Origin of the sequence: Teichococcus aestuarii, assembly GCF_042651065.1 — a bacterium.
GTDB classification, from domain to species: domain Bacteria; phylum Pseudomonadota; class Alphaproteobacteria; order Acetobacterales; family Acetobacteraceae; genus Pseudoroseomonas; species Pseudoroseomonas aestuarii.
Genome location: NZ_JBHSCH010000114.1, coordinates 1 through 6,928, shown reverse-complemented (window position 1 = coordinate 6,928; position 6,928 = coordinate 1). Strand labels below are relative to the sequence as shown.

Here is a 6,928-nt window from a genome sequence, read left to right as displayed (position 1 = left end):
CGCCCGGCCGATGCCCCGGCGCCGGCCCCGGCGGCGGCGGATGCGGCGGACCAGGCGGGCGGCGCCCTCGAGGACCACCCGGCGGATAGCCGGGCGGCGGGCCATAGGGCTGCGCCTGCGCGGCCCCGGCCAGCGGCAGGGCGGCAGCCAGGCCCCCCAGCAACCCACCCAGCAATGTGCGACGGTTCAGCATCCGGTCCTCTCCCTGTCCCGCCGCATCCCGGAGGCTGCGGCGTCCATGTCCCGAGCTTAGGGAGCCGACCATGGCGAAGCTGGGGCGGAAGAAAGACGAAGCGGGGCGCGGTGTTACAAAGAAAGACCGGGGGAGAATGAATTCTCCCCCGCGCCCCCTCTTCTTCTTTCTGTCAGTTCAGGAAGACGCTCAGATATCGGCGTAGCAATGCGTTTCCTCGGCACCGCCGGGGTGGGTCACGGCGCCGAGATGCGCCGGCCCGACAAGCTGCGCATACTTCCACAGCGCGCCGGAATTGTAGTCGGTCCTGCGCGGCTGCCACGCGGCGCGGCGCGCGGCCAGCTCCTCGTCGGAGAGCAGCACGTCGATGCTGCCCTTCTCGGCGTCGATGACGATGCGGTCGCCATTCTTCAGCAGGCCGATCGGGCCGCCGACCGCCGCCTCCGGCCCGACATGGCCGACACAGAAGCCGCGCGTGGCGCCGGAGAAGCGGCCATCGGTGATCAGCGCCACCTTGTCGCCCATGCCCTGGCCATAGATGGCGGCGGTGGTGGAGAGCATCTCCCGCATGCCGGGGCCGCCCTTCGGGCCCTCGTAGCGGATGATGATGACGTCGCCTTCCTTGTAGGCGCGGCTGTCCACGGCCTTGAAGGCGTCCTCCTCGCAGTCGAAGCACAGCGCCGTGCCCTCGAAGCGCTGCACCTTCATGCCCGCCACCTTCACGATGGCGCCGTCCGGCGCGAGGTTGCCCTTCAGCCCGACCACGCCGCCCGTCGGCGTCAGCGCCTTCGAGACGGGGTAGATCACGTCCTGGTCGGTCGGGAACACCACGTCGGCATGGTTCTCGGCCAGCGTCTTGCCGGTCACCGTCATGCAGTCGCCATGCAGAAGCCCGGCATCGAGCAGCGCCTTGATGATGACCGGGATGCCGCCGACCTTGTGCACGTCGAGCGCCACGTACTTCCCGCCCGGCTTCAGGTCGGCGATGTAGGGGGTGCGGCGCATGATGGCCGCCACGTCGTCCAGCGTGAAGCGGATGCCCGCCTCATGGGCGATGGCCGGCAGGTGCAGCCCGGCATTGGTCGAGCCACCCGTGGCGCCCACCACCACCGCCGCGTTCTCCAGCGCCTTCAGCGTGACGATGTCGCGCGGGCGGATGTTCTTGCGCAGCAGTTCCATCACCGCGCGGCCGGAGGCGACGGCCCAGCGGTCGCGGTCCTCATAGGGCGCGGGCGCCCCGGCCGAGCCGGGCAGCGCCAGCCCGATGGCCTCGGAGACGGTGGCCATAGTGTTGGCGGTGAACTGCCCGCCGCAGGCGCCGGCCGAGGGGCAGGCCACGCATTCGAGCGCGTGCAGATCCTCGTCCGACATGTTGCCGGCGGCGTGCTGGCCGACGGCCTCGAACACGTCCACGACGGTGACATCCTTGCCCTTGAACTTCCCGGGCAGGATCGAGCCGCCATACATGAACACGCTCGGCACGTTCAGGCGCAGCATCGCCATCATCATGCCCGGCAGCGACTTGTCGCAGCCCGCCAGCGTCACCATCGCGTCGTAGGAATGGCCGCGCATGGTGAGTTCCACCGTGTCGGCGATGGCGTCGCGGCTGGCCAGCGACGACTTCATCCCCTGGTGGCCCATGGCGATGCCGTCGGTCACCGTGATGGTGGTGAACTCGCGCGGCGTGCCGAAGCCTTCCTTCACGCCCTGCTTCACGCTCTGCGCCTGGCGGTTGAGCGCGATGTTGCAGGGGGCGGCCTCGTTCCAGCAGGTGGCGACGCCCACCAGCGGCTGGGCGATCTCCTCCTCCGTCATGCCCATGGCATAGTAGTAGGAGCGGTGCGGGGCGCGCTCCGGGCCGACGCTCACATGGCGGCTCGGCAGGCGCGACTTATCCCATTTTTGCTCAGCCATGCGGGTGTGACCTTCGTTCCGTTGCGTCCCGCCGCTGTATCGCGCAACAAGCTTCCGCCGGCAAGCCAAGCGCGGGACAGCGCCGGCCATGAAAAAAGCCCGGGAGCGGCTGCCCCCGGGCTTTCCCCGGCCGATGGCGGGCGGCGGGGGCTGGCCCCGGCGCCCCGCCGGGCCTCAGCCTTCCTGCTGCCGGCTGACCATGCCGCTCTTGGCGTCGATGCGCAGCTTGACCTTGTTGCCAGCCTGCTCGGCATTGGCCGTGATGGTGTCGCCGTCGCGCTCGACATCGCTCACATCCGAGTAGCCGCGGTCCTTGAGCATCGCCTCGGCCTGGTCGGTGCTCAGGCGCTTCTCGTCGCGCACCATGCCGGTGCGGGCGTCGACGCGCAGATCCTCGACCGTCTCGCCATAGCGCTTGGCCTCGGAGACGCGGAAGGTGTCGTCGTTGCGCTCCAGCCCCTCGATCTCCGAGTAGCCGCGCGCCTGCAGGGCGGTGCGCACCTGCTGCTCCGACATGGCCTGCATCTGGCTGCCGGCCTGCTGGCCCTGGCTTTGGCCCTGCTGGGTGGACTGGGCCTGCATGCCGCCGGCGGCGCTGCCGGGCTGGCCGGGATTGACGCCCTGGGCGAGCGCCACGCCCTGCGCGCCGAAGAAGAGAACGGTGGCGATCGCAGCAGAATTCAGGAGCTTCGTCATGTCAGTGAGCCTCCATGGCTTGAATGGCCTCGGCCCGTTCCTCCTGGGGAGGCCGGGCGCGGGACTTGTGTCCCGCGGGCCTTGAGCGCCCCGCAGCCTGTGGCGGGGCGTCGCGACCGTGTGCCGCATGGAGGGGAAACATGAAAAGCCGGACATGGTTTCGCCACAATCCGGCTTTTCTCACGAAAACGCGAGCTTTGCCGTAATCCCCGCTGCCGGCCCGGGCATGGGCCGGCATCCGGGTCGGGAGAAGGAACGCCTCAGCCCGCGATGCGCGCCAGCGCCGCCTCCAGCCGTGCCACCTCGGCCTGCGCGCTCGCGAGGCGCTCGCGGTTCTCCTCGACGACCTCCGGCTTGGCGCGGGCGACGAAGTCGGCATTGGCCAGCTTCTGCTCCACCTTGGCGCCCTCGGCCGCCGCCTTGTCCCGCTCCTTGGCGAGCCGCGCCCGCTCCGCGCCGAGGTCGATCACCTCGGCCAGCGGCAGCAGCACCGTGGCCTCCGCCACGACGACCTGCGCGACACCCTTCGGCGCCTCCCCCGCCGCCAGGGCGCGGAACTCCGTGGCGCGCGCCAGGCGGCGGATGGCCTCGATCCAGCGGCCGCCCCGCGCCAGCGTCTCGGCGGAGGCACCTTGCAGCAGCAGCGGCACCAGCACGGAGGGCGGCACGTTCATCTCGGCGCGCACGCCGCGCACGGCGGAGACGAGGCCCACCAGCCAGTCCAGCTCGGCCCGCGCCGCCTCGGCCCCCGGCACCGCCACGGGCTGCGGCCAGGGCGCGCCGATCAGGCTGCATTCCGGGCCATAGCCGAAGCGGTCCCACAGCTCCTCGGTGACATAGGGCATCACCGGGTGCAGCAGGCGCAGGATGGTGCCGAGCACGTGCTGGGCGGCGCCCTTCACCTCGGCCTTCTCAGGCCCCTCCGGCCCGTTCAGGGCGGGCTTGGCGAATTCCAGGAACCAGTCGCAGAAATTGTTCCAGACGAAGCGGTAGCAGGCGCCCGCATAGTCATCCATGCGGTAGGCTTCGAGCGCGGCGGTCGCCTCGGCGATGGCGGCATTGGCGGCGTCGAGGATCCAGCGCGCCAGCGGCGTCTCGACCTTCGAGGGGTCGAAGGACGCATCGGGCGCGATGCCGTTCATCTCGCAGAACCGCGCCGCATTCCACAGCTTGGTCCCGAAGGAGCGGAAATCCTCGACGCGCTTGCGGCCGAGCTTCACGTCGCGGCCCGGCGTCGCCATCGAGGCGATGGTGAAGCGCAGCGCGTCCGCCCCGAAGCTGTCCACCAGCTCCAGCGGGTCGATGACGTTGCCCTTCGACTTCGACATCTTCTGGCCCTTCTCGTCGCGGACGAGGCCATGGATGTAGACGGTGCGGAAGGGCACATCGCCCATGAAGTGGTGGCCCATCATCATCATCCGGGCGACCCAGAAGAAGATGATGTCCCAGCCCGTCACCAGCACGTCACCGGGGTAATACTTGTCGAGTTCCGGTGTCTTGTTGGGCCAGCCCAGCGTGGAGAACGGCCACAGCGCCGAGCTGAACCAGGTGTCCAGCACATCCGGGTCGCGGGTCAGCGTCACGCCGTCGCCGAGCTTCGCGCGGGCCTGGGCCAGCGCCTCCGCCTCGGTGCGGGCCACGAACACGCTGCCATCCGGCGCGTACCAGGCCGGGATCTGGTGCCCCCACCAGAGCTGGCGCGAGATGCACCAGGGCTGGATGTCCCGCATCCAGCTGAAGAAGATGTTCTCGAAGTGCTTGGGCACGAACTCGGTGCGCCCGGTCTCCACCGCCTCGATGGCGGGCTTGGCCAGCGTCGCCGCGTCGCAATACCATTGCAGCGTCAGGCGCGGCTCGATCGGCACGCCCGAACGGTCGCCATGCGGCACGGCGTGGCTGTGCGGCTCGATGGTCTCGACCAGCTCCAGCCGCTCCAGCTCCGCCACGATCGCCTTGCGCGCGGCGAAGCGGTCCTGCCCGGCCAGGCTCCGCACGAAGTCCGGCGCGGCCACGCCCTCCACCGCCACCAGATCGGCCGCGATCTCGTCGAGGAAGACGTTGCCATCTGCGTCCAGCACGGAGGGCATGGCGAGGCCGTGCCGCTTGCCCACCGCGAAGTCGTTGAAGTCGTGCGCGGGGGTGATCTTCACCGCGCCCGAGCCCTTCTCGGGGTCCGAATACTCATCCGCCACGATGGGGATGCGGCGGCCCACCAGCGGCAGGACGGCGAACTTCCCCACGAGGTCGCGGAAGCGCTCGTCCTCCGGATGCACGGCGATGGCGGTGTCGCCCAACAGCGTCTCCGGCCGGGTGGTGGCCACCACGATGAAGCGGCCCGGCGCGCCTTCGACCGGGTAGCGCAGGTGCCAGAGGCTGCCCTTCACCTCCCGGCTCTCCACCTCCAGGTCGGAGATGGCGGTCTGGAACTTGGGGTCCCAGTTCACAAGGCGCCGGTCGCGGTAGATCAGCCCCTGCTCGTGCAGGGTGACGAACACCTCGCGCACCGCTTCGGAGAGGCCCTCATCCATGGTGAAGCGCTCGCGCGGCCAGTCCAGGCTGGCGCCGAGGCGGCGGAGCTGGCGGGTGATGTTGCCGCCCGACTGCGCCTTCCACTCCCACACATGCTCGAGGAACTTCTCGCGCCCGATCTCGCGCCGGTTCACGCCCTGGGTGGCCAGCAGGCGCTCCACCACCATCTGCGTGGCGATGCCGGCATGGTCGGTGCCCGGCTGCCACAGCGCGTCCCGCCCCTGCATGCGGCGCCAGCGGATCAGGATGTCCTGGATCGTGAAGGTCAGCGCGTGGCCGATATGCAGGCTGCCCGTGACGTTGGGCGGCGGGATCATGATAGTGAAGGGGTCCGCCCCGCTGGCGGGGTTGGCGCCGAACTTGCCGGCGGCCTCCCACCCTTCATAGAGGCGCTGTTCGAAACTGGCGGGCGAGAGGGTCTTGTCGAGCATGGGCGCACGCTTGTGCGGGCGCCGGGCCGCCGTCAAGAGGCAGCAGCGGGAGGGCGGAGAAAACCCCCCGCCCTTCCCGCTCAGCCGCCGCGGCCGCCGGACATGACGCGGCCGATCTCGGCCTTCACCAGCCGCTCCACCATCGGCGGCAGGTGCTGCTCCAGCCAGGCCTTGAGCAGGGGGCGCAGCTCCTCGCGCACCACATCCTCGATGCTGGCGCCGCCCTGGCGCGTCACCGGCGCCTGGCGGTCCTCCGTCACGGCGCGGGCGAGCTGACCCAGCGCTGCTGCTGCGGCGGCGGCCGCGACAGGGCCGAGCAGCCCCTCCTCCAGCTCCGCCGCATGCGGCGCGGAAGCGCGCCCGGCGGCAGGCTCCGGCACCAGCGGCACGGGCCCGGCCGCCTGCGGCTTCGCTTCGACTGCCTGCGGCTTCGCTTCGGCCGCCTGCGGCTGGGGTTTTGCTCCGGCCGCCTGCGGCCCGGCTTCCGGCTCCGGCCGGGGCGCGGGCGGCCTGGGCTCCGCCGGCGGCGGCACGATGGCCACGGGCGGCGGCAGCGCCGCCGGTGCGGGCGTGGAGGGAGAGCCGCCGGGTGCCGGCGGCGCCCCGGCCGGGGAAGCCGGCGCCGGCCCGATATTGGCCAGCCGGCGCAGCGGCAGGGGCGGCCGTGCCGGCGGCTGCGGCGTGGCCGTGCCGGCCGGGGTGCGCGGCGCGGGCACCAGCATCTCCTCGGTCAGGTCCAGCGGCGGCGGGGCGTCGCGCCCCTCATCCTCGTTCAGGATGCTGCGGATGGAGGCCAGGATATCCTCCATGGAGGGCTCCTGGGGGTCGGGGCGATAGGGAGGTTCGGCCATCTCAACGCACTTCCTGTTGCCGGCCGCCGCCCTGGCTGTAATCCCCTGTGCCGAACCAGCGTGAGCGGACGGTGTTGTAGTAGGCCTCCATGTCGTACTGGGCGACGGGGACGGCAAGGTCGCGGGCGGTGAGGCGGCCGACGGCGCCGGCGAGGTTGTAGCTGGCGGTGACGACGCTGGAGAGCGCCTGCACCAGGGTGACGCGGGCGTTGAGCAGCTCCTGCTCGGCGTTCAGCACGTCGAGCGTGGTGCGGCTGCCCACCACCGCCTCGCGCTGCACGCCGTCGAGCGCGATCTCGGCGGCGCGGATCTGC

General features: G+C 71.1%; 5 protein-coding genes. All 5 read right to left on the bottom strand.

The annotated features are described in order from the left end of the window. Positions 1–382: 382 nt before the first annotated feature. Positions 383–2,107 carry a dihydroxy-acid dehydratase gene (ilvD, locus tag ACFOY6_RS23320; RefSeq protein WP_379634227.1) on the bottom strand — a complete coding sequence of 575 codons (1,725 nt, stop codon included), beginning with the start codon at positions 2,105–2,107 and terminating at the stop codon, positions 383–385. 174 nt (positions 2,108–2,281) lie between these two features. Then, entirely contained in the window at positions 2,282–2,803 is a 522-nt protein-coding gene (locus tag ACFOY6_RS23315) for a PepSY domain-containing protein (RefSeq protein WP_379634228.1), read from the bottom strand. 260 nt (positions 2,804–3,063) lie between these two features. After that, entirely contained in the window at positions 3,064–5,763 is a 2,700-nt protein-coding gene (locus ACFOY6_RS23310) for a valine--tRNA ligase (RefSeq protein WP_379652387.1), read from the bottom strand. 80 nt (positions 5,764–5,843) lie between these two features. Continuing rightward, on the bottom strand, positions 5,844–6,614 hold the full coding sequence (locus tag ACFOY6_RS23305; RefSeq protein ID WP_379634230.1) for a DUF2497 domain-containing protein: 771 nt from the start codon (positions 6,612–6,614) through the stop codon (positions 5,844–5,846). A 1-nt stretch (position 6,615) separates the two neighbouring features. After that, positions 6,616–6,928: TolC family protein (locus ACFOY6_RS23300; RefSeq protein WP_379652386.1), on the bottom strand; the 313-nt coding region annotated here is incomplete at its 5' end.